This is a genomic window from Rahnella sp. PCH160 (assembly GCF_047784855.1).
Classification (GTDB): domain Bacteria; phylum Pseudomonadota; class Gammaproteobacteria; order Enterobacterales; family Enterobacteriaceae; genus Rahnella.
The window spans coordinates 1-21,628 of record NZ_JBLOGT010000003.1 but is presented as its reverse complement, the minus strand read 5'-3'; the positions used below and the strand labels follow the sequence as shown (position 1 = coordinate 21,628).

Here is a 21,628-nt window from a genome sequence, read left to right as displayed (position 1 = left end):
AGGATGGTTAACGCTTAGAATCAGTTTCTGAGTGATGTGTCTGTAATTTTGGAGTGACATAATCACCAGGTTTCACGCGTTGCACTCCTTCAATAATGATGCGATCGCCAGATGTGAGACCTGACGTCACTTGCCAGAAAGTTCCCCTCCCGGTAGCGATTGAAATTATTTTTTGATGCACAATATTATCCTTATCAACCACCAGGGTTGTTGCTTCTCCACGCGGCGAGCGAGTCACCGCCTGTTGCGGAATGAGGATGGCATGATCGTCACTACCTTCAGTTAACCTTGCTCTGACAAACATCCCAGGCAGCAGCTCCCCGTGTGGATTTGGAATAACAGCACGCAGAGTGACCGCTCCTGTTGTTTCGTCAACAGTCGGATCAGAAAATGCAATCGTTCCTTCTAAAGGATATAGAGAGTTGTCCTGCAATATTAAACTTACCGCTGTTTTGCCATTCACTTGCCTAAGTTCACCACGGCTAATAGCTTTTTTAAGCTGTAAATAAGATTCACCAGGCTGGGTGATATCAATATAAATAGGGTCAAGTTGCTGAACCGTTGCCATAGCGCTCGCCTGCTCTTTCTGAATAAGCGCCCCTTCCGTAACGGTTGATAACCCAATTCTGCCGGAAATAGGTGATTTGATGGTGGCATGTGATAAGTCGATTTGTGCTGCCGCTAACTCCGCTTTTGCGGCATCAACTTCTGACCGTGACTGTGCTGCAGCAGAAGCGACCTCATCATATTCCTGGCGGCTAACCAGTTGGGATGTGACCAGAGGGCGATAACGGCTCAGTTTTGCTGACGAAAGTCTTTGTTGGGCACTGGCCTGAGATATATGAGCTTGCGCATTAGCCACAGCGGCCCTAAGAGATGCAGCATCAATGTGATAAAGTGGCTGCCCTTCCTGTACTTCACTGCCCTCCGTAAAATCCCGGCTTAAAATAATTCCTGATACCTGCGGTCTAATCTCCGCAATTCGGGAAGGTACAGTCCGACCGGGTAGATCGACGGTCATAACAAGAGGAGCTTGATTAACTTCAGCAACAGTCACCACTGAATTAGGTTGATTTACCGAGTTTGTCGCAGACTCATCTGATTTATCACATCCAGTCAAGCTGAAGATTATAGAAAGAAATAAAATAAAAGCAGGTATTTTTTTACGATAAAACATAAAAATTCTCTTTGTCGAATTAATAATCTTCGTAGATTTCAGTCAGTTTATGTACTGAATTAATTGTTCTGAATCGACATGGCGATACATTAAATTTTTTAGAAAAACTTCTGGTAAATGACTGTTGGGAGTCATAGCCATAACGTAGTGATATATCGATTATGGTGTCTGCCGTGTAGATTAAATCATGAGCAGCAGATGACAGTTTTTTATCTCTTATCCATGTTGCGATAGTTGTTTTTTTTTCTTTCGTAAATATACGTTGTAAATGCCATTTTGAATAACCAGCCCGAGCTGCAACATCAGCAATTGTGATCCGCTGATTGATATTATCAGCAATCCAGAGAGTTATTTCATTAATCATGCCTTCAAGTTTTAGCATATCGCACCTTTGCATTATTTTCATCAGCCATACACCTGAGAGAATCATCATTCAGAGCCGTAACCACGTCATGTGTCGTGCTTACTGCAATTCTCGCCAGACCGCATTGGGTGCTAATTCTATTAAATGCAGAAATAAAAACAATCACCATTAAACGCACGATATAAATGCACGCAGCACATTAATAATGTCTTGCACGAATTACAGATCACAACATATAAACAACACGAAGTGTTGTTTATAATATAAAAATATAGAAATAACTTAAGCGAACTGACCTGCCCCCAGGATTAGATACAACGCTCAGTTAGTAATGTCGGATCCTTCACTATCAGAATTACCCTTTCTCCAGGCCGCCGCAAATTCAGACGGCGTCTGATAATTCAGCGCGGAGTGCGGGCGGCACTCATTATAATCCTGACGCCATTCACTGATGGTTTTCCTGGCATTACTGACGTCACTGAACCAGTGTTCATTCAGGCATTCATCGCGAAAGCGTCCGTTAAAACTCTCAATAAATCCTTTCTGTGTCGGCTTGCCGGGCTGGATAAGTCGCAGCTCCACGCCATGCTCAAAGGCCCATTGATCGAGCGCGCGGCAGGTAAATTCCGGGCCCTGAACAGTTCTTATCGTCGCCGGATAGCTGCGAAACAGCGCAATGCTGTTCAGAATACGCGTGACCTGCACGCCTGAAATCCCAAAGGCAACAGTGACCGTCAGGCATTCCTTCGTGAAGTCGTCCACGCAGGTCAGGCACTTGATCCTGCGACCGGTGGCCAATGCGTCCATGACGAAATCATCGACCAGGTCAGATTGGGCGCCGCCGGACGGAGCAGCGGCAGACGTTCTGTTGCCAGCCCTTTACGACGTCTTCTGCGTTTTACGCCCAGGCCACTGAGGTGATAAAGCCGGTACACGCGCTTATGATTAACATGAAGCCCTTCACGGTGCAGCAACTGCCAGATGCGACGGTAGCCCAAACGCCTGCGCTCCAGTGCCAGCTCAGTGATTCGCCCTGATAAATGCGCATCAGCAGCCGGACGCTGAGCCTCATAGCGGCAGGTCGACAGGGATAAACCTGTTAGCCTGCAGGCACGACGTTGCGACAGACCGGTCGCATCACACATCAACATCACGGCTTCCCGCTTCTGGTCTGTCGTCAGTACTTCCGCCCAAGAGCCACCTGAAGCGCCTCTTTATCCATCATGGCTTCGGCAAGCAGCTTCTTGAGTCTGGCGTTCTCTTCCTCAAGCGACTTCAGGCGCTTAACCTCAGGCACCTCCATACCGCCATACTTCTTACGCCAGGTGTAAAACGTGGCATCGGAAATGGCGTGCTTGCGGCAGAGTTCACGGGCGGATACCCCGGCTTCAGCCTCGCGGAGAATACTGATGATCTGTTGGTCGGAAAAACGCTTCTTCATGGGGATGTCCTCATGTGGCTTATGAAGACATTACTAATATCGGGGTGTACTAATCAACGGGGAGCAGGTCACTAGCTATCTGCACACTCAGTACCGCTGCCTACCATGGGCGGGCTTCATCTTCGCTAAAGAAACCACCATTCGGCCCATTGGCATCAAGTGTTGCCAACTGGACAAGCACCGTCGCCGCTTGTTCGACACTACGAGGACCTGCATGATTGTTAAAATCAGTAGAGGTGTGACCAGGATCACCGGCGTTTATCTTCATATTTGTCCCCTCTAACTCTTTAGCAAAAGCAATTACTGCGGCATTCAGTGCTGATTTTGAAGAGCAGTAGCCAATTTCTTTTATTGAATAGAATGGATGATTCCGATCAGACATTATAGACAGTGAGCCGACGCTACTGCTCGTCATCACGATCCGAGCTGCTGGTGCCTCAAGTAACAGAGGCATGAATGCTTGTGTTACCCGAATTGGGCCAAAAACATTTGTTTCAAATACCGCCTTGATATTATCGATGCTTTCTTCACTTGGTTTTTTTTCGTGATCGAGAATAATGCCAGCATTATTTACCAGTACGTCAAGTCTACCCGCCTGCTCGTGGAAAACTCCAACTGCGGTGGTTACAGATGCTGGATCTGCTACGTCTAGCAGTAAGGCGTGAGCAATATAGCCCATAGCTCGTAGGTTAGCGGCCGCTTCTTCGCCTCGCTCCGCATTGCGGCACCCTAGCCATACGCTAAATCCAAGTTCACATAGTCTACGTGCGACCTCAAATCCTATCCCCTTATTACCACCTGTAATAAGCGCATTTTTTTCGGTTATCATCTTAATCAACCCCTAAATAGTCATCATAGCCAAACAATTCGACCTATCTAATGTCATGCCCGTAATGCAATGACGAGCACATGAGCTTGGTATGTCCAGGCGCATAATTAGAAATTGCATAGAAATAGTCTTAACTCACTTGCCAAGATTATTTCTGGTACCTGAACACATCCATATATCTGTGGCTAAAATTGAGTAAATCCGCTTTGAGCAGTAAGCACTTTTAAGCTGTTAATCATAGCGCTGAACTTCGGCTCTTCTAGGCTATGGTTATACTTGACAATGCAGCCATACCTGAGCTAACTCACCCAAATGAATGGAGATAGTGCGATTACAACCGATTGATATTTTTTAACCCAGCCACTTGCTAGCCTTCAGTACAGTACCGCTGTTAAAGATAATAATGTTTGCAGAGCAGTAAGTAACCCCATAAAAATGCATTATATAAATGCGTGTGGTGCAAGATTGGAAAATTTTAAAATTGATGGTTGTAGATTCAACTTGTCAACGCAACACGCTTTTCAAAAACCTGTTTTGGCGTCCTAAATTTCAATGTTTTCCTCGGCCTGTTGTTTAATTGCTCTGCGACCTGGTCCTTGTCTTCTGGAGTGCCCTCGATTCCGTAGACAGTTCCTGTCCTCACGGTGAGGCCTTTTCGAAGGCCTCAGGGCTGACACCACCAAGATGACTGTGGCGTCGGGTTCGGTTGTAGAACACTTCAATGTAATCGAAGATATCCGCCCGGTCCATGTCCCGGGTTTTATATATTCGCTTTCTGACACGCTCTTTTTTTAGCGAACTGAAGAACGATTCTGCCACAGCATTGACACTCCTATGTCAACGGCCGCAGTTGGGCTCGCCCCAAATCAGTTAGAATATGCGGATAAAGCTCTCGTACGATGTAGCGTTTAAGGCAACGTAAAATTTCTTTTGTCGACAGTTCTTCTCCTGTTCGACGTTGCACATAGACTTTTGTTCGCGGATCGCTGCGCATGCGTACCAGGGCGATTGTCCATAGCGCATTATTCGCCTCACGTGAACCACCGCGATTCAGGCGATGCCTGATGGTTTTACCTGAGGATGCCGGCAACGGATTTACACCACAAAGTGACGCAAGTGCAGCTTCATTTTTTAATCGTTCAGGATTATCACCAGCAACTGCCAGCAAGATGGCTGCAGTTTGAGGACCTACACCAAACTGTCTCCGTAAGCTTCCGGCATATTCTTGGGTTAAATTATCCAGTAGCTCATCCAGTCGCGTGAGTTCTTCCGCGAGCGCCTGCCACCGTTTAGCCAGGCTTCGAAGTGTGCAACAAAGTTCCAGGAGTAATGGTGATTTCTCAGCACATTCAAAACGCATACACGCAGTAACGCATCCGTGCGGTTTTGATTTCCACAGCATGTCGCGGATATCCTGGAGGGCGCTGACTGATAGCGCACGGAGCTGATTGATTTCCTGAGTTTTCGCCTTTACGGCACTCCGGCGGGCAACGCTGATGATCCGCAATGCCTCGCAGGCACCGGATTGCAATTTGGGAACGGCTTTGGCACTCCCGGAAAGAACCGTTCTGGCGGCATTCTCCCATCAAGTGGATCAGATTTTCCTTCAAGGCGACGTTTAGAACGATCAGGACGATTGATTTCAAGAACATCGAGCCCTTTTTTAATGAGAAATCGCGTCAGTCCTGCGCCGTACTTCCGGTTCCTTCTATCCCTGCACGTTCCACCGAGCCAAAAGTGAGTACCCAGTCGAACACTTCTTCATATCCTACCTGGTTAGTCTGTATGACTTTCGTTCCGAGCAACTTTCCCTCGTAGCTGAGAACCGCACCAACGTGAATATCCAGATGCGTATCGACACCTAAAATTACAGAGTCATTGAATGAATGATGATTTTTCATGGTTTCCCCCTGTCAGCATGGAATAGCCATCCCCATTGCAGGACAGGACACTCAAGTTGCAGCACAAGGCTCCTATCAGGTCACAAACTCTGGGCCCGGCTATGCACGGGAAATACCTGAACCGGACGACAGGTCAACACAAAGGCAGTTCAGCCAATCCCAGCACGGGTCAGTCCGATCCGGTATTCAGGTATATAGTAGACTGAGTGACTCCTCCTATGCTCAAAATATAGGCCAGATTTGTCTACGAGCTCGGGGGCACTCCACATACGGAAGATGGATGTCCATGAAATCGCGGGCAATGTCCGGTTGCGTTAAAAACTGGCGAAATGTGGCATCATGGGGGGTACTGTTGGATTTTTTCATTAGCCGACCGCTTAAGTATATTGCATGGATCTATATTATTACAGCCAGTTGCTGGTATATATTAGCTATAGCCTCGAATATGAGTATCAGTGAGTCGAAAAATAACATGTTGAACTGCGCGGGATATCTGTCAAATTTAAGGAATAAGAATGGCAATTCTGGAAAAAATAAAAAAATACTTCATGAATTCGGGTACTGACTCCCAAGACCAGGAGCCGACAGAAAGTCATGATGAAGGCGGTTATGATACGCTAACACCTAAAGTTATATCTAATGATAGCGTCAGGGAGTATTTCAAAGCCCTCAACTTTGCATTCTCAAAAAAAGATGTCAAAAATATTGCTGTTACGGGTCCATATGGTGCTGGTAAGAGCACTGTTATTCTTTCATATCTAGAAACTCAACTTAAAAAGGGGTATATCAACGTTTCTCTGGCTGATTTTTCAATGTCCGGTAGGCATGACATTAACCCACCGAGCAACGCAGAGATTGAACTGAGTATTCTTCAACAAATTCTATATAAAGAAAATAAAGACAACTTGCCAGATTCACGCATTGACAGGATCCAAAATAGGAATAAAAAGCATATAATCGCACTTTTCTGGTCTTGTTTAAGTATAATAGTACCTGGTGTGCTATTATTAACCTCAACATTCCCAAATAAAATTATTTCTGCATTCGGTGCTAGCAAAGAAAATATTTCATCATTTAATGATGAATTCTATTTACGCTTAGCATTAAGTGGTGTCTTCGCACTTACAACACTCTTTTTCATTGTTAGGGTTGCATCTAAAGCAGGCCTCTTTGATAAGAAAATTAAGCTTAGTAAGCTAGCATTTCTTGAAGGTAGTGCAGAAATGGCTTCCCAGGAAGGCGCCTCATTGCTGAATAATTGCCTTGATGAGATAGTCTATTTCTTCTCAAGATCAAATTACAAAATCGTGGTTTTTGAAGATCTGGATAGATTGGGTAATACAGAGGTTTTTATTAAATTACGTGAAATTAATCAAATCGTAAACAATAATGTGCAGGGTGAACCAGTCAGGTTTGTCTATGCCTGTAGAGATGACATCTTCCTTGGCGCTGATATCCGAACTAAATTCTTCGACTTTATATTGCCTATTATCCCTGTCATGGACTCCAGGAATGCCTATACGCATTTAAAAAATAAATTAATAGGCTTCCCAGAAAATCATACTACACTGCTCAAGCAAACTTCCCTTTATATCAGTGATATGCGTTCACTTCAAAATATAACTAATGAATTTAACATATTTAAACAGTTAGTTGATGGGGGGAAGGATGTAGCCAAAATTTATGCACTGATGTTTTATAAAAATAATTACGCTCAGGATTATAACCTAGCTGACAAAAAATCTGGTGTTCTGTACTCATTTATAAATGAGTATCGGCTCAGGAAATTACATAAGGAATACTTTGAATCCTTAGAAGAACAATCAAAATTGTTATCTGAGAAAATAACTAGGTTAAATTCTGAGTCCGCAAATTCAAAGGAAGATGTAAGGAAGGAATTAATTTGCAAATTCATCTCGTTTCAATCATGGGGTATTATGAAGTTTGCTACTAGAGAGACTAACTACCCATATTATTATACTCAAATTGAACCGCAGCAGTTACACGAATATGAAGGTGAATTTAATCTTTTCTTTAATCAGTCGGTACCGCTTTATATAGGTTATGGGATTGGTCAAGTAAATTCAAGCAATGTTAACTATATCAAAATAGACGCCTCATCTATTATTGAAGAATATGAACAACGTAGCCAACTTGTCTCAACTGATAGAGCAAGAGCACTTAAATTGGCGCATGATGAGTTAAATGTTATCAAAGATGAAATCAGAATAAGAAATTCTATTACGCTGGCTGATTTGATAATTAATATTGGCGAGATAAAGTTTAGGGAAATTACTGACCGGTATCTAGAGAAAATCGATGATCGCGATATTATTGATAAAAAACAATTCGAAGCACTTCGCTCTGGACTACGCCTCGGTGGCTATGAGGTCCTTTATTTTCTCATGGCAAATGGCTACATCATGCAAGACTTCATGATGTTTCGATCAATTTTTCATGAAGGCACCATTTCCGGAAATGATAATGATTACATTAAAGCTGTGGGACGTCATGTAAGCTGTAAAGATACCAATGAAAACTTCTCACTGGATAATGAGAAGGATGTGTTGGGGGAACTTGTGGCGCAAAACTACATCTATCGAGAAGGCGCCCTTCACTATCAATTAATTGAATTTTTTATGGATAACCAAAATACCGCCAATAATAGTTATTTGTCTGGTATGGTATACAAAATTTTCGAAAATAACTTTTATTCAATTTTAAGTGTATATGACGTATTGGATAATAAATTTATCAACCCCCGGTCATATTCTAAATTTGTTGTGTATTCTTTAGAGAATAATAGCTTTCTTGACCGGATGGTGTCAGCCCTTTCAGCCCTTAGTGAAAGTGAATATGTCGAAAATTTAATTAAGCTATCGATAAATATGATCGCTTACGTTAACCCTGATGTTTCGAAAGATATTGACAGTTATAGAGAATTTATTCAGGGGCGGGATTATAAGCTTGTTTCTCATCTTGATGAGGAAACGCTAACGCCTTTTATGAACAATATTATCAAGCTGGATGTGATATACAGCACTATCACTTTTCCTGTTACCGATATTGAAACAAAAGCGTTGATTATTGTCACAGATAATAACTTGTATGATTTCACACGTGAAAATTATCGTGTAGTTGTTGCAGGTGTATTGCAGGATGACAATATTACCTGTGAGTTGGTAGACGAAACTCCATTGTCCTTGATTAATGAATATAACCTAACAAAAATTAAATCCTATATTGACAGCCATATTGATATCTTTGTTCGTGACGTATTCATTGATTCAAAAGAAGACAGTACTACTATCGTCAGCCTTCTAAAATACTCAGTTCTTAGTCATGAACTCAGAATTGAAATCCTCAAAAAAATGCAGTTTACCGTTGATAATCTCCAATCATTTACAGATGATGTAGAAGTTGATGAAGCTGATTACTCATACCGCTGTAAGTATCCCGGTAAACCGGACCATTCACTTTTAGAGATCTTCCGGCATACTGATTATGTCCCCGGAGGAGATCGCCATGCGCAAAGCACGATTCACCGAACACCAGATCATCGCCGTTCTGAAGTCCGTCGAAGCCGGACGCACCGTTAAGGATGTCTGCCGCGAGGCCGGGATCTCTGAGGCCTCGTACTACAACTGGAAAGCGAAGTTCGGCGGCATGGAAGCCTCTGATATCAAAAAGATGAAGGATCTTGAGGATGAAAACCGCCGGCTGAAACAGATGTTTGCGGACCTGAGTCTCGAGTGCCGCGCCCTGAAAGACGTTATTGAAAAAAAGCTTTAAAACCAGCGATAAAGCGTGAGCTGGTCAGCTATCTGACCGCGCAGTTTGCCATGAGCTTACGCCAGGCATGCAGGACATTGTCGCTGAGCAGGACGGTATTTCGTTATCAGCCGGATACGCGACGTGATGAGCCGGTGATTATGGCGCTGACCGTGGCGGCTGAACGCTATCCGCGATACGGATTTAAAAAGCTTTTTCAGGTGCTGCGCAGGCAGGGCAATACATGGAACCATAAAAGGGTTCACCGTATTTACTGCCTGCTGAAACTGAATTTTCGCCGTAAGGGAAAAAAGCGCCTGCCGCTGCGTAATCCGGCTCCGCTGGCGACGCCAGAGGCGATGAACCAGAGCTGGTCCATCGATTTTATGCACGATGCTCTGGTGTGCGGCAGGCGCTTCCGGACCTTCAACGTGGTGGATGATTTTAACCGCGAAGCACTGGCGATCGAAATTGACCTGAATATCCCGGCGCAGAGGGTCGTGAGAGTGCTGGACAGGGTCGTGGCAAACCGTGGATATCCGCTGAAGATGCGGATGGATAACGGACCGGAACTGATATCACTGGCTCTGGCGCAATGGGCCGAAGAGCATGGCGTGATGCTGGAATTTATCAAGCCGGGTAAGCCAACACAGAATGCGTTTATAGAACGGTTTAACCGAACATACCGGACCGAAATACTGGATTTTTATCTGTTCAGAACACTGAATGAAGCACGGGAAATAACGGAGCGCTGGCTGAATGAATATAACAGTGAGCGGCCCCATGAATCCCTGAATAACCTGACACCGGAAGAATACCGGCTGATGGCTGAGAAACCGGAAATCTCAAAAAGTGTGTGGAACTAAAGCTGGGTTACTTACAGTTGCAATAAATAGTTCACCTGACTTTACTGTTAATGAGAAGTCCACGCTGCTGCTTAACTATTATGGGAACTATAATGAAGCATTCTTTGTGAGCCTAAACTTATCCAACGAAGTCATGATTTCTTTGATTGAATTATCCGATGAAGATAGTTTCAAAATTAACTTAATCATCAGACTTATAGATGGAGGTTATAATGAAAAAATGGCTATTTCTAATCTGGTAAATAAGTTACAAGAGAAAGAATTTATCAAACTGTTCAGGCAGAAAACTGCCCTTTTGACCTTCAGTGATGATGAAGGCGCAGATTTATTACTTCCCGCTTTGCAGAGAGCCGGAATTATCAGAAAATGGTCAGTACGTGATGATGGAAAATATCAGATTGTATGTCTATCGGGTTTCGGCCAGGAGGACTACTTAGACTGAGTTCAGGTAAGGAGCGGACTTCTCTTTTACCATTTTCGTCAGATTGCGGTTTTCCGCCAGACTGCCCAACGTTCTCAGGCCACCCTCGGGGAAAACGGTCCTAACCACATCATCTGTATCTATTTTAACGTCATGAACACCATATCTTGGGTTTATGGCGTTTTTTTTTGTTTTTTTTCATCCTGCCGCCTGCGGGTTACCTTTTCCGACGTATAGGTTATAATTGCTGAGGATTCATGGGCTTGCATACCGTCTGGTCCGGTCGGGCGGCAGCGACGGGGGCGTTGCTGACCGCCCTATCCCCCTCCGCACGTTGGGCTTTTTCCGGTATACCGGATAACTCCCCAAAAAGACCGATCACCATTTTGGTATTTATTCCGCTCGATTGCGACGCGGATTTTCGGCACACTGTGTTTAATCACAGGATAATCGCCGCCGGTAGCCGGCTCTGCGACACAGATTGCGGAGATTAAAAAATTGAGCCTTATACCCCACGAAAGTTTTCAGAATTCACCTACCTCAATTCTGCCTGAATAATTATGAGCAAATTCCCGCTGGCCCAAATAGCCCCCTCTTCTGTAAAATCTAGCCGCTTGCTACTTTGTTACTCCAGACGATCACATTCCATTTTCTGCTATTACCGGCAACCGCGACCGCCAGGCGGGATTTTGGCCTAAACCCCACAATCTTGTGCTTACACCTATATCTAGCCACTAAATACAGCGCCGAAAGGATCCTTTTCGGATCCACCCTGTACAACGGGCTAAATTATTTGATTCCGTTTTATGGCATAATTCCATAAGTCGGAAAGGATGACCGATCACGCCCACGAGTTTTTGCCGTGGTATCCGCCCCCCCGCTGGGCGAAAATGGTCACCTTAGCCGCCGCTGGCGGATGATTTTGTGCAGATCGCGCTGTGTGAATTCTGGGAAACGGGCAAGGGTTGTGGGCGCTATTTTTTACGTAGCGCGATCTGCGTCTTTTTTTACCAAACGTGATGAAATTTGCGGTTATGTTTTAACGGGAGGATGACCTATGACTGATATGACTACGCTGCCGGGACCGGAGCGTCGCCCCATGTTAATGGTGCGTCCGGAAGATCACCGGCGCGCGCTCGCCCTCCGCCAGATGGCGATAGCCTATGCCGACTTGCCAAGATACCTTTTATTGCCGGAGGTCAGCGCCCTGCTGCACTACTTACCTGACTGGTCACAGCACGCCCTGGTCTCCACGCTGTGGAATACCGGCGGGCGGATCAATGAAGTGCTGGCGTTGAAAAGGCGCGACTTCAGGCTTAACGGCGATTACCCGCACGTGGTGATCCGAACCGCCAAGCAGCGCCGCGCCGGTACCGGCCGTCCCGCCAAGGGTAAATCGGCAAACCGCGTGGTGCCTTTGTCGGATCCGGGGTTTGTCGACGAACTGCGCCGGCTGTTCGCCAGTACGCGTGAGAGGATTGAGACCGATGCGCAGACCGGTGAGCGTCGTCCGCTTCCCATCTGGACAGCGACCGACAGGACCGTGCGAAACTGGTTAACCCGGGCGGTCGATGATGCAAGACGTGACGGCGTGACGTTTTCGGTACCGGTGACGCCGCACGTTTTTCGGCACAGCTATGCCATGCACCACTGCTATCAGCATACGCCACTGAAGGTGCTCCAGGCACTGCTCGGCCATGAGAAAGCGGAAAGTACGGAAGTGTATACGCGCGTTTTTGCTTTAGATATTGCGGCCAGTCAGCAGATCACCTTCAGCATGCCCGAATCCCAGGCCGTTACATTACTGAAAGAAACACATCGAAATAGTGCATTACTGATACATAAATGATGCCATTTAAACATCATTACAGCATCAAAATAGCACTAAATTGGCATCATTTTAGTATGTAATATGTGCATCACAGATAACGATTGCTTGTACAGTATCAGCCAGGCTTACAGGCAGGATGTATGGGTGATTGGGCTGTTCCGCATGCCGACATTTTATAACGTTAATTCAGTGTAATTAAGGAGCTATTTTTATACCTAAAAAGCTCCTTATTGGTACCAAAATAGTGTCTAATTTCTTACTCACCAAACCCGTTTTCAGCATAGAAGGACAATGCATGACGGATCATATTCAGCTTTGATCGCTGGGTCTTCTCACACAGCCCCTCCAGCTGGGTAAACTCATATTCATTAAAGGGAACCCTGATTGCCTTAAAGTCGCGTTTTGCATCCTTTGAAAGGACAGGCTCCTGTCTCTGTGTTGGCTTGCTTTCAGCCTGGGCCGCGAAAGCTTCAATTTTTTCGGCGTCAGCTATCTGAACAGCTCTCTCTCTGCGCTTTACCATTTCACGATCTCCTGTACCAGACACTGTATTTCACCGCGGGCTTTGCCGTTATCCATCTCCACTACACCTTTCCCTTCTGACATACAGTCGCGGTAAATCTTTCTGTCACGAATGATTGTCTGCATCAGACTCAGCACCGGATAATCTGCCAGGTAAATTTTCGCGTCCTGCGTTTCGTTGACCACAGGGTTGGTAGGTGCCATGGTCAGCAGCGCTTTGACCTGAAGCTTGGGATTCAAATCGAGCGCCATCGTGATGATGTCGTGCAATGCAGGTAACGTATCCAAATCGGGTTGTGATGGACGAAACGGTACGATCAGCACATCAGCGGCACTCATGCCAGTGCGAAGTTCGCGGCTGTCACGTCCTGCAGAATCGACAACCACATATTCATAACGTTTAGCCAGGTCGGAAAGCGTTTCATGGATATTGTCGAATTTCTGGATACTGTGGATTTTTGGAAGATCCGTATTTTGATTACGATCGCTGATCCAGTTCGACGCTGTTCCCTGTCTATCTGCGTCAACCAACATCACGTCTTTTCCCTGTCTGGCAAGTTCAGCGCTGATATTCGCAGCAGTTGTGGACTTTCCACACCCCCCTTTTTGACTCCCTATAAGTATAATCATGGCACCTTTCCAGTGTTATATTGATATCAAAGTGGTACTACTTTAGTCCTTACTTTCATAATGTACAACTGACTACACATTGTTATCCATTGCTTTCATGGATGCTTTGAAGAAAGGAACACATTTCAGGGGGGATAGATTTCCGACCACGAAGAAGAAAAAAAGTCTGAGTCTAACGTGATATAAATTGCGGTAATAGAAAATCATTAAATTAATATATGTAATTCATATAGTTAAAAAATTACTTTTTTGCCAAACGTGATAAGTTTTGCGGTACGTCCATGGTTTTTCTTCCCAGCTTAAATGATCAACCGGACGTGATACGATTTGCGGTGTATTTCTGCCAGGTTCTGGTATCTAGAACGGATAGCCGCTATACGTGATAATTTTTGCGGTAACGTCGCACCAATTTTTCATAAGATATGTGTTTCGTTATGGTAAATACACGGGTGCGGATCCTTTCAGACAGATCTAGATGTCAGGATCTGAGTGCTTTAGATTTTTTAGGTGATAAGTTTTGCGGTTAATTATTGGCTTTTATCCATTTAAATCATCGTGATACCATTTTTATGGGTATAAGTGTGGGGTTAATCTTAGCGAAATAGTAAATATTGTATGACGATCATTCTTCCTGTGGAGATCAAAATAAAAAAACAAATCGAAGCTGCGTTAGCTCGTTTTATTTCTTGTTTCTTATTTCTCTTTTCTTGTTTCTAGGAAGGATATTAATGTTTACTAACAGTAAGTTAAAAACCACTGCGTGATATCATTTGCGGTAAAAGGTGATAACATTTGTGGTGAAAGGTGATAATTTTAGCGGTGCCACGTGATCGGATCTGCGGCAAGACGTGATCCGATCATCTGTTGATAAATCCATTTTTAACGTGATATATTCAGAAAAAATATCACCTTTGGGTTGAGACATGGACAAGCAAAGCGTCAAAAAACTGTATGTCACTCAGGACAATAAACTTCTGGAAGGTGCTTACAGCGCGACCCTTGATGAAATGCGCCTGCTTTATCTTGCATTGGTACAAATTGACAGCAAAAAGCCTCAGCCCGATGGTATTTATACTTTGTTTCCTGCTGACTTTGAAAAAATGTTCGGGTCAATCCATCCCATACTCATCAACAGCTTAAAAAGGCCGCGGATTCACTGGGTAGCAAGCCGATTGTCACGTTTGAATGGAACGAAAAAAAGCAGCGCCTTGATAAAGTCAAACGGTTCTGGTTTTCTTCTATCCGCTATGACGCATCCGACAACAGCGCCGATGTGACGATCCGTTTTTCTCCTGACGTGGTGCCCTATCTTTATGACCTGAAGCGCGAGTTTACACAGGTCGATTTTCAGCATGTGTCAAAACTGGATACTCCCTTTGCATTCCGCCTTTACAGTTGGCTGGTAAAGTTTCGGAAACTCACAAAAAATGCCCGCAATAACGGCATTATCGAGACCGATGCCTTAGAAATTGACTGGATGAAAGAGCGAACGGGTCTGGTGGGGAAATACGAAGAATACCGATTTTTCAAACGTGATGTGCTGGTTCCTGCTGTGGAACGTATTAACGCCAATACGGATATTTCTGTCACCTGGGAACCGGTAAAAATGGGAAGATCCGTTAAAGCGATAAAGTTTTTTTACATTACTGAGACAGGGACCGCTTCTGCCAAACCTTTACGGCCACGTCTGCCGAGAAGACCCCATGCTATTACAGGGTCTGACAAGGAAGGCGCCTGGGCGAGAAAATGTATAGGGGTAATGCAAGATTTTAGAGCCAAGCTGGAAGAGTATGATCCGAAAGAGAAATTACCCTTGGCTGACTTAAAAAGATGGCTGCATTGGTATGAGATTATTGGTGATGAAGTGTCAGTCAAACGCATGAGGAGCGAAATTTCGGGAAGGTCAAAAAGAAATAATGGTGGGCTAAAGGTAAACGCTACGGTTTAAGAGTCGACCCTGATCCTTTGTCTGATCCGTTTTTCAATTCCTTTAAGGTTCTGTATTGCGAAGAGGTTGAAGCTTTGATCGCGAGAAAGAAGTGATAAAACAAAGAGTTTTATTTCTTGTATATGATCGGTACTTAACGCCTCCCTTCTTGTCCTCCTCTGAATACCATGACGCTAATATTAACTATGCACGGCATACTTGTACTTAAATAAGTACATTGCTATTATGCCTGACAATCGTCTTAAGGAGGTTATTCCATGCGACATATCACTTTTACAGAAGCCCGTACCAATTTTGCAAATGTACTGAATCAGGTCAGCGATGACGCGGATACAGTAGTCATTACCCGTCGCGGTAGTCGTGACGTCGTGATGCTCGACGCAGATGAATACAGCAGCATGGTCGAGACGCTTTATCTTTTCAGTAATCCTGCGAACGCTTCACATATAGAGGCATCGTTAACCCAGTTGGATAGTGGAGATACGGTAGAAATTGATGTATGAAAACCGTATTCACGCAGCGCGCAGCTGAGGATTATCGATATTGGCAGGAAAATGACCCAAAAAAGTTTGAGCGCGTTCGGCAGTTGATTAAAGCTGTGCATGCTGATGCGTTTGTTGGGATAGGCAAACCCGAGCCATTGAAGCATAAAAGGCCACTATGGTCGCGGCGTATCGATCGGGAACATAGGCTTGTCTACTACGTAAAGGATGGGGAAGTTATTATTATTGCATGCCGTTTCCACTACACCGGAATCTAATCAGCCCGCATTGAGCGGTTTTTTTTTTGCCTGAAAGGGGGCAATATGTGGATAACGAGGGCGGAATTGATCCGCTGTTCAGTCAGATTGGCTGTATTCGGGCAGTCGTTCTGGTATTGCCATGCCGGTATGATTTTCCATGGGTTACGTGCCTTATAAATGTTAGTACCGATGTAAAAATGGGTCTTCCGCAACTTGGGTGGTTCTGATCATGCAAGAGGACTCATTACTCGCCGTCTCAGCAACTCGAACCCGGCACGACCATACATTTGGCGTTTCAACATCTTCAGTCGGTTTACATGCCCCTCAACAACGCCGTTACTCCACCTGGAACAGATAGCTTCAACTATTGCGGCTGCATCAGATTCCATTCCTGCAGCAACCCGTTGCAGATCAATAAGCCCGCTTTCGGTTACTTTGATGAACCACGGGTTTAACAGTGTTTTATTTCTCGTTTTCAGCATTCCGTAGAAGTCGAGTGCCAGCTGCCGTGCCATTTTCAGTTGAGGCTCTTTTTCGCACATCAACCCGATGAACCGTGATGCGTAGCTTTCTTCCCCTCTGATTATTCTCCAGGGCATCAACCAACGGCTGACCCTTGAGGCTGAGGGAAGACGGACTGAAGCAATGCTCGGGTCTGTCACCCCCTTCCGCCATTTGGTAATGGCATCTCTGACCGTTGTTTCACTGCCCGTGAAGCCCATAGTAACCATTTCCCGCCATATCTGGCTGGCATTATGGTTACCATTTTCCCGTTGTTGTTCCAACCAGGCGCGCCATGAGTCAAGAAGGCTGGCCTTCGGTGGCCTGATTGACATCTCAGGGAACGTAACCGACTGTATCCATCGGCGAACAGTCACCCGCGATAACCCGGTGATACGAGATATTTCCCTGATCCCTCGCCCATTTGTATGGAGTGAGTTCACTTCCACCCAACGTTCATGCCGCTTTTCACGTCTTTGCTGCTTGATCCGTTCCGGAAGGAAAGTACTGGTGAGGTTGCTGATTGAACTTCAGGATCATTCTTTTTGGGCGACAGTTTAGTGGCAACCAGCCGTATCAGCGACATATGCCGGTACATCATCCGTTCCAATGCGTCACCAATATTCTTCAGGAGGTGCCAACGATCGGCGACCTGCCTGGCCTGCGGAGCACCATCACGTGCGGCCATCGCATAGATGCCACCGCGATCGCGTGAGACAACCTGTATTTCCGGATATTTTCTGAACCAGGCCGCCAAGGCACGTTGTTCACGTCCTGGAAGAAGTACCAGAGGGCGATGAGTATCAAGATTGACGATCAACGTGCCATATCGATGACCACGATGCCATGCCCACTCATCGATCCCTACATGCGGGGTTACAGTTTGTACGGGTTCAGACGCCTGAACCACTCTGCGCAACAGAGTATCAGCGCTGGTTTGGATACCGGTGGCTGTTGCGGCCGCTTCCGGCCTCGCCACCGGCGATTAGCCCCAGTTGATGCTGTAAATTCTGCAGAGCCTCTGAGGATTGCTGCCTAGAACCAGCGAAAGGGACCAGAGATTCAGTGAAGATTTTACGCGGGCACGCCGGGTTACGGCAAAGTACCAATGGCGGACAGCAAAGGTTAGATAAAGCGTTTGTCCTGAGCACGGAAGATGCTGTATACGCCGCCGTCGGCAACTATGTACGGAACTACTGCGCTTCAGGCATTCAGGGCAATTGGCTGATTTCCGGGTTGCCCGGAGATTGATACTCACCCCGAGTGGGCTAGTGATTTGTTGACGACCTGCCATCCGCGCGGCAACTGTAACAGAGACTGAAGTGAAGTCATTTGTTGTCCCTAACTTAAAACAACTTAGATCCTTGTTAACTAATAAGTTTCATTTATTTTCTTCCACCCAAGTTGCGGAAGATCCACAATTCAATCGGCATTGACATATAAATAGATGCCCCCCCGTTCTATGTAACCATTCTTTTCAATACTTACTCAGTATTTATCGAAAAAAGTTAGCATGTCCGCCGATCTGCATCATAAGTTCTGGATATGTTTACATTAGGGCTTTTGTGTTGCATTATTGCTTTTTTTAATTAAATGCAGCATATGGTGGGATATGTCCAGAGATATCAAGCAGGTGATAAAATCGCTGAGCGTCAGAAAGAATGCTCGTGTCTCTTACTCAACAGATAAAAGCACAGAAGGAAGAGCTTGAAGAAACCTCTTTTTATCAGGTTTATGCAAAAGCCGCACTGGCTAAACTACCTAAACTAACCAGAGCCAGCGTTGATTATGCTGTAAGTGAAATGGAGCAGTCCGGTTATAACTTCGAAAAGAAACCCGCCGGCACTTTCTACCAAATATGCCATGAGCATTCAGAATATCATTGATATTTATCACTACCGTGGCGTACCTAAGTATCGAGATCGTCATAACAAAGCCTTTACTGTTTTTTTGGGTAACCTCAAAGGTGGAGTCTCCAAAACGGTCAGCTCAGTCTCTCTGGCTCATGGTCTGCGGCACACCCGCATCTGTTACTGGAAGACTTGCGTGTGTTAGTCATTGATCTCGATCCTCAGTCATCAGCGACAATGTTCCTTAACCACACGCGCTCTGTCGGATCCGTGGATACCACAGCAGCGCAGGCCATGTTGCAAAATGTCACCAGAGAAGAATTATTGGAAGAATTTATCGTTTCTTCCATCGTCCCTGGTGGATGTTTTACCCGCTTCTATTGAAGATGCCTTCATTGCCTCGAAATGGGAGAGTCTTTGCGCTGAACATCTTCCAGGACAAAACCCTTTTGCTGTCCTGAGAGAAAATGTCATTGATAAAATTTCCGGGGACTACGATTTTATTTTCATTGATAGCGGACCCCACCTGGATTCTTTCTTAACAAATGCCATTGCTGCTGCTGATTTACTAATGACTCCGGTGCCGCCGCGCAGGTCGACTTCCATTCGACATTGAAGTACCTCACCCGCTTGCCCGAGCTTATCAGCCTGATTGAAGACTCAGGGATGAAAACACGCCTGCTTGGCAATATTGGTTTTATGTCCAAGCTACTTAACAAAGCCGACCACAAGCTGTGTCACAGTCTGGCTAAAGAAATTTTCGGCGGTGACATGCTTGATGTGGCTTTGCCTCGCCTGGATGGTTTTGAGCGCTGTGGTGAGTCCTTCGACACGGTCATTTCGGCAAACCCACGTATGTTGGAAGTAGCGAAGCATTGAAAAATGCGCGCACAGCGGCAGAAGATTTTTCCAAAGCCGTATTTGATCGTATTGAATTTATCAGAATGAACTGAGGAAAATCATGAGCTCCAAAAGAACCACCATCGGCAGAACATTTACTCAGTCATTGCATAAAGACAACACTGAGGTTGAAGGCTATACGCAGCGCTTTACGCTGGCGTCAGGAAAAACGGCATCCTTTAAATTGTTAAGAGTTGAAGCTGATAACGTAGAAACTGGTACTTTCGTTACGCTTGAAACGAACGGGCGCGATCAGTCTGCGCTTACTCCTGAATCTTTAAGAGACATAACCAGAACTCTTAAGTTGCAGCAGTTTTTCCCTGCAATTGGCAGACGCTTACCTCAGGGGATTGAGATCCTCGACGGCTCGCGTCGCCGTGCCGGAGCTATCATTGAGAAAGTGGGTTTTAATGTTCTGGTGACTGAGTCAGATATCAGTGCATCCGATGCCGGCAACTTGCTGCCGATTTACAAACAGCTAAAGAGCATAACCTGCGAGAGATAGGCCTGCGCTTACTAATCCTGCGTGAAAATGGTATGACTCAAAAGGAAATTGCTCAATCGGAAATGTTGTCTGAGGCGAAAGTCACACGTGCAATACAGGCGGCCTCCGTTCCACCAGAATGTTAGCTCCCTTCCCCGTTCAGTCGGAACTCGCCTATCCTGATTTTAAGCTGTTGCTGGATATATATCAGCAACTGATGACGAAGCAAATTAGTGTGGATGATGTGGTTGAAAAAATTAACGAATCAAAAGCCACTTTGTCTGACAGTTTAGCCACCGATGAAGTGAAGTCTGCGATAATTCAGCTCTTCAAGTCTGTAACAACCATGATGTTAGAGAACCCAGAAAAACAAAAAATCATCACTACATCCCTTTGGAACTTTGGGGTTAAGGATAAGTTTGCCCGGAGAAAAACAAAAGGGCGACTACTCAGCTACGAGTTCAACCGGCTACCTAAAGAGGTGCAAGATGAACTTGATTTGGTTATCCAAAACACAATCGAAAAGCACTTCAAAGTCTAAAAGTTCTCCCTTTGGCGATTTCATCCTGAAATTTCCCAAGGGAGAGGACAATTAGCAACAGATAGTTGCCATGGTACTTAGTATATTTCTCCACAGCAATTTAAAGTTTAATGATTTGATTTTAAAGAATAATTATTATTTTTTTTGTTGAATTTCACCCTGAAATCGCCAAGCGTTTCAGGCCTTTTAGCGGAGTGAATAGACGATAAGGCCGTTGGCGACCATTTCCCATAAATATGAAAATATTTATCCGAACCGGTTGCGGAAATCGTTAAGTACGATGCTTCAAACGCATGCTGAAAAAAGACTGAAGCCCTCCGGCGTGCCGGAAGATTTGTGGAGAGAACCATATCATTTATGCTGTTATGCAAAGGGATAATCGGACTGGAGACGTTGACGGGCAGGGCACGCAAAAGCGCGGCGGAGTGGTGTTTTCTCATCAGCTGCCTGTTTATCGTGCCGCTGCTGATATTTGACGGATTTAGTGTGCCCCTGAAGATACTCCTGCAGTTGTGCTGGGCGATCGTGGTAGTACGCTCGGCGTTTCTGGCGTCTGAAACCTGGAAGAAAAACCGTAAGTAAAACCGATCATCGCTTTCCGCCGGCCTGCGTGCCGGTTTTTTTATGGCTACATCAGGCCGGGAGTGTGCGGTTTTCACATCGGCTGCAGACGATATGACGCTTCCTCGTCGCGGCTGTTAGTTCCTCGCGGTGCTGCGGTACGCCTCAGCCGAGTCTGCGGCGAGCGTTGCGGGTTTTTACGGGATGGATTTTTTTACCCTTTTTCGACATTCTCAAGACGACTGCCCGGTCGTGCTGGACGGCATCAGAACCCGGACGCATGATAAGGGGAGCGTTTAACTCCGCCGGAGACATGAAATGGTCATTAATTCCCGTTTTCCCAGAGAG

16 protein-coding genes and 8 pseudogenes are annotated in these 21,628 nt (G+C 45.4%); 10 read left to right on the top strand and 14 right to left on the bottom strand.

Annotated elements, in window-relative coordinates:
* Window positions 1-7: 7 nt before the first annotated feature.
* The 9 genes and pseudogenes from ACM5QY_RS25590 to ACM5QY_RS25550 form a co-directional block, all read right to left on the bottom strand.
* Entirely contained in the window at window positions 8-1,177 is a 1,170-nt protein-coding gene (locus tag ACM5QY_RS25590) for an efflux RND transporter periplasmic adaptor subunit (RefSeq protein ID WP_416123453.1), read from the bottom strand.
* Between the two features lie 19 nt (window positions 1,178-1,196).
* On the bottom strand, window positions 1,197-1,583 hold the full coding sequence (locus tag ACM5QY_RS25585; RefSeq protein WP_416123452.1) for a helix-turn-helix domain-containing protein: 387 nt from the start codon (window positions 1,581-1,583) through the stop codon (window positions 1,197-1,199).
* A gap of 279 nt (window positions 1,584-1,862) precedes the next feature.
* Window positions 1,863-2,982, bottom strand: a pseudogene (locus tag ACM5QY_RS25580) (IS3 family transposase).
* Window positions 2,983-3,082: 100 nt separating this feature from the next.
* On the bottom strand, window positions 3,083-3,811 hold the full coding sequence (locus ACM5QY_RS25575; protein WP_416123451.1) for an SDR family oxidoreductase: 729 nt from the start codon (window positions 3,809-3,811) through the stop codon (window positions 3,083-3,085).
* 496 nt (window positions 3,812-4,307) lie between these two features.
* Window positions 4,308-4,415 (bottom strand): annotated as a pseudogene (locus tag ACM5QY_RS25570) (hypothetical protein); the annotation flags it as partial.
* Window positions 4,416-4,450: 35 nt separating this feature from the next.
* Window positions 4,451-4,636: pseudogene (locus ACM5QY_RS25565) on the bottom strand (IS3 family transposase); the annotation flags it as partial.
* 7 nt (window positions 4,637-4,643) lie between these two features.
* A complete protein-coding gene (locus ACM5QY_RS25560) occupies window positions 4,644-5,213 on the bottom strand; it encodes a transposase (protein WP_416123450.1) in 570 nt (189 codons plus the stop codon).
* Window positions 5,214-5,490: 277 nt separating this feature from the next.
* Window positions 5,491-5,712: a hypothetical protein gene (locus tag ACM5QY_RS25555; protein ID WP_416123449.1), complete on the bottom strand. Its 222-nt coding sequence runs from the start codon at window positions 5,710-5,712 to the stop codon at window positions 5,491-5,493.
* Between the two features lie 270 nt (window positions 5,713-5,982).
* Window positions 5,983-6,078: pseudogene (locus tag ACM5QY_RS25550) on the bottom strand (Rpn family recombination-promoting nuclease/putative transposase); the annotation flags it as partial.
* A 149-nt stretch (window positions 6,079-6,227) separates the two neighbouring features.
* Between ACM5QY_RS25550 and ACM5QY_RS25545 the strand changes: the two are divergent.
* From ACM5QY_RS25545 to ACM5QY_RS25530, 4 genes are all read left to right on the top strand, one after another.
* On the top strand, window positions 6,228-9,311 hold the full coding sequence (locus ACM5QY_RS25545; RefSeq protein ID WP_416123448.1) for a YobI family P-loop NTPase: 3,084 nt from the start codon (window positions 6,228-6,230) through the stop codon (window positions 9,309-9,311).
* Window positions 9,238-10,349, top strand: a protein-coding gene (locus tag ACM5QY_RS25540) for an IS3 family transposase (RefSeq protein WP_416120170.1) whose coding sequence is annotated in 2 segments (ribosomal slippage) — window positions 9,238-9,499 and window positions 9,499-10,349 — 1,113 coding nt in all. Because the reading frame shifts where the segments join, the coding sequence is not laid out codon by codon here. The genes ACM5QY_RS25545 and ACM5QY_RS25540 overlap by 74 nt, the downstream gene beginning before the upstream one ends.
* Complete coding sequence (locus ACM5QY_RS25535; protein WP_416123447.1) at window positions 10,336-10,791, top strand: hypothetical protein; 456 nt, start codon at window positions 10,336-10,338, stop codon at window positions 10,789-10,791. Before ACM5QY_RS25540 ends, ACM5QY_RS25535 begins: the two co-directional genes overlap by 14 nt.
* A gap of 1,036 nt (window positions 10,792-11,827) precedes the next feature.
* On the top strand, window positions 11,828-12,619 hold the full coding sequence (locus ACM5QY_RS25530) for a tyrosine-type recombinase/integrase (protein ID WP_416123446.1): 792 nt from the start codon (window positions 11,828-11,830) through the stop codon (window positions 12,617-12,619).
* Between the two features lie 238 nt (window positions 12,620-12,857).
* On the opposite strand, the gene ACM5QY_RS25525 is transcribed toward ACM5QY_RS25530, so the two are convergent.
* Both ACM5QY_RS25525 and ACM5QY_RS25520 read right to left on the bottom strand, forming a co-directional pair.
* Window positions 12,858-13,124, bottom strand: coding sequence for a ribbon-helix-helix domain-containing protein (locus tag ACM5QY_RS25525; protein WP_416123445.1), 267 nt, complete (start codon window positions 13,122-13,124; stop codon window positions 12,858-12,860).
* Window positions 13,118-13,753 carry an AAA family ATPase gene (locus ACM5QY_RS25520; RefSeq protein ID WP_416123444.1) on the bottom strand — a complete coding sequence of 212 codons (636 nt, stop codon included), beginning with the start codon at window positions 13,751-13,753 and terminating at the stop codon, window positions 13,118-13,120. The genes ACM5QY_RS25525 and ACM5QY_RS25520 overlap by 7 nt, the downstream gene beginning before the upstream one ends.
* 923 nt (window positions 13,754-14,676) lie before the next feature.
* On the opposite strand from ACM5QY_RS25520, the pseudogene ACM5QY_RS25515 reads away from it, so the two are divergent.
* The 4 genes and pseudogenes from ACM5QY_RS25515 to ACM5QY_RS25500 form a co-directional block, all read left to right on the top strand.
* Window positions 14,677-15,095, top strand: a pseudogene (locus tag ACM5QY_RS25515) (replication initiation protein); the annotation flags it as partial.
* Window positions 15,096-15,230: 135 nt separating this feature from the next.
* Window positions 15,231-15,701: a hypothetical protein gene (locus ACM5QY_RS25510; RefSeq protein WP_416123575.1), complete on the top strand. Its 471-nt coding sequence runs from the start codon at window positions 15,231-15,233 to the stop codon at window positions 15,699-15,701.
* A 257-nt stretch (window positions 15,702-15,958) separates the two neighbouring features.
* Complete coding sequence (locus ACM5QY_RS25505; protein ID WP_416123443.1) at window positions 15,959-16,204, top strand: type II toxin-antitoxin system Phd/YefM family antitoxin; 246 nt, start codon at window positions 15,959-15,961, stop codon at window positions 16,202-16,204.
* Window positions 16,201-16,461: a Txe/YoeB family addiction module toxin gene (locus tag ACM5QY_RS25500; protein WP_416123442.1), complete on the top strand. Its 261-nt coding sequence runs from the start codon at window positions 16,201-16,203 to the stop codon at window positions 16,459-16,461. Before ACM5QY_RS25505 ends, ACM5QY_RS25500 begins: the two co-directional genes overlap by 4 nt.
* 209 nt (window positions 16,462-16,670) lie before the next feature.
* Here the strand turns inward: ACM5QY_RS25500 and ACM5QY_RS25495 are convergent.
* Window positions 16,671-18,276: pseudogene (locus ACM5QY_RS25495) on the bottom strand (ISL3 family transposase).
* 280 nt (window positions 18,277-18,556) lie between these two features.
* On the opposite strand from ACM5QY_RS25495, the pseudogene ACM5QY_RS25490 reads away from it, so the two are divergent.
* Both ACM5QY_RS25490 and ACM5QY_RS25485 read left to right on the top strand, forming a co-directional pair.
* Window positions 18,557-19,747: pseudogene (locus ACM5QY_RS25490) on the top strand (AAA family ATPase).
* Window positions 19,748-19,755: 8 nt separating this feature from the next.
* Window positions 19,756-20,719 (top strand): annotated as a pseudogene (locus tag ACM5QY_RS25485) (ParB family protein).
* Between the two features lie 107 nt (window positions 20,720-20,826).
* Here ACM5QY_RS25485 and ACM5QY_RS25480 read toward each other — a convergent pair.
* Both ACM5QY_RS25480 and ACM5QY_RS25475 read right to left on the bottom strand, forming a co-directional pair.
* Window positions 20,827-21,378: a hypothetical protein gene (locus tag ACM5QY_RS25480; protein ID WP_416123441.1), complete on the bottom strand. Its 552-nt coding sequence runs from the start codon at window positions 21,376-21,378 to the stop codon at window positions 20,827-20,829.
* A gap of 67 nt (window positions 21,379-21,445) precedes the next feature.
* On the bottom strand, window positions 21,446-21,628 hold a 183-nt coding region (locus ACM5QY_RS25475; protein ID WP_416123440.1), incomplete at its 5' end, for a hypothetical protein.

Excerpts from the sequence above, each read along its gene's own strand:
- ACM5QY_RS25590 (WP_416123453.1), bottom strand. The coding sequence starts at position 1,177 with ATGTTTTATCGTAAAAAAATACCTGCTTTTATTTTATTTCTTTCTATA.
- ACM5QY_RS25585 (WP_416123452.1), bottom strand. The coding sequence starts at position 1,583 with ATGAAAATAATGCAAAGGTGCGATATGCTAAAACTTGAAGGCATGATT.
- ACM5QY_RS25575 (WP_416123451.1), bottom strand. The coding sequence starts at position 3,811 with ATGATAACCGAAAAAAATGCGCTTATTACAGGTGGTAATAAGGGGATA.
- ACM5QY_RS25560 (WP_416123450.1), bottom strand. The coding sequence starts at position 5,213 with ATGCTGTGGAAATCAAAACCGCACGGATGCGTTACTGCGTGTATGCGT.
- ACM5QY_RS25555 (WP_416123449.1), bottom strand. The coding sequence starts at position 5,712 with ATGAAAAATCATCATTCATTCAATGACTCTGTAATTTTAGGTGTCGAT.
- ACM5QY_RS25545 (WP_416123448.1), top strand. The coding sequence starts at position 6,228 with ATGGCAATTCTGGAAAAAATAAAAAAATACTTCATGAATTCGGGTACT.
- ACM5QY_RS25530 (WP_416123446.1), top strand. The coding sequence starts at position 11,828 with ATGACTGATATGACTACGCTGCCGGGACCGGAGCGTCGCCCCATGTTA.
- ACM5QY_RS25525 (WP_416123445.1), bottom strand. The coding sequence starts at position 13,124 with ATGGTAAAGCGCAGAGAGAGAGCTGTTCAGATAGCTGACGCCGAAAAA.
- ACM5QY_RS25520 (WP_416123444.1), bottom strand. The coding sequence starts at position 13,753 with ATGATTATACTTATAGGGAGTCAAAAAGGGGGGTGTGGAAAGTCCACA.
- ACM5QY_RS25510 (WP_416123575.1), top strand. The coding sequence starts at position 15,231 with ATGAAAGAGCGAACGGGTCTGGTGGGGAAATACGAAGAATACCGATTT.
- ACM5QY_RS25505 (WP_416123443.1), top strand. The coding sequence starts at position 15,959 with ATGCGACATATCACTTTTACAGAAGCCCGTACCAATTTTGCAAATGTA.
- ACM5QY_RS25500 (WP_416123442.1), top strand. The coding sequence starts at position 16,201 with ATGAAAACCGTATTCACGCAGCGCGCAGCTGAGGATTATCGATATTGG.